The 1,156-nt window shown below is 23.1% G+C and carries 1 protein-coding gene; it reads right to left on the bottom strand.

The window, feature by feature from the left end:
- Positions 1 to 1,056, bottom strand: a 1,056-nt coding sequence (locus RWY47_RS03100; RefSeq protein WP_316030233.1) for an HsdM family class I SAM-dependent methyltransferase, incomplete at its 3' end; no start/stop codon positions are given.
- Between the last annotated feature and the right edge of the window lie 100 nt (positions 1,057 to 1,156).

Raw genomic sequence — 1,156 nt, 5'->3', positions numbered from 1 at the left:
ATCACATCCAGTTATAATTCCCTGAAAACTTATACATATATCTTTTAGCTTATATTTACAGCTTTTTTCTATAATGTTATATAAATTTACATTTTCCTTTTTGTCTATAATCCACTTTTCACTCATATCACTTTGATTCATACGTATTTTAGTAAAATAGTCACTAAACTTTAGAGTTGATTTGATATCATCTATAAATTTTAATTTAATATTATAGTTGGTAATCCTATAAAAATCGAAACTCGAATCTATATATTTTGACTTTTCCATGGTAAATATACAACTTGCTACATTTGCATTTTTAAATACATTGAATCCATTAAAATCTATAATTTCTTTAATCTTAACATTATTAATGATATAGTTTCTTAAATTCTCTCCACTTGTGCTTTCCAAAAAATATCTTGGAGTTATTATACTTGCAACTCCATTTTTTTTAAGTAAGTCAATTATACGTTTATAAAAACAAAAATAAATGTCTGCCTTATCCTTATATACGTCACCATAATTTTTTATTAATTGCTTTTTATATTTCATAGTCAAATTTTTATGTCCTATATAAGGAGGATTTCCTATTATATAGTCAAACTTCTCATCCCAGAATATTTCTTTCAAAGTATCATCTATTCCTTCATACATCAAACTATCAAAACAGTATATATTAAATTTATCAGTAGTAGATGAATCTATCTCTTTATTCCTCAAAGAATATTTCAAAACATTTACTGCATTTTGATCTATATCTATACCATATATACAATTTTTAATTATATGTTCATGTATATTTTCAATGTTAATATCATTTTTTATAACTTCAAACTTTTTATACAAAACATCATATACCTCTAGTAAAAAATTTCCACACCCACAAGACATGTCCAATATTTTAGGAGATGGATTCTTGTTAAAATCATGTTCTGTCAAAATCTTATTAACAATATAATCTATTACATATTTAGGAGTATAATAAATCCCCAAAGCTTTTTTTTCATTTTCACTTAAACTATTTTCATATAAATCAGATAAATAGTAGTTATTACAATTTAGAATCTCCATATAACTTCCCCCTAGAAAATACACTTTCTAGCTACCATTATATCAAAGTTTGAATTAATTAATATATAATTAAACATAAATAAAAAGAAGTATATAATAT

Source organism: Paraclostridium sp. MRS3W1, assembly GCF_032465715.1.
Lineage (GTDB): Bacteria > Bacillota > Clostridia > Peptostreptococcales > Peptostreptococcaceae > Paraclostridium > Paraclostridium dentum.
This window is presented reverse-complemented; position numbering and strand designations above follow the sequence as displayed.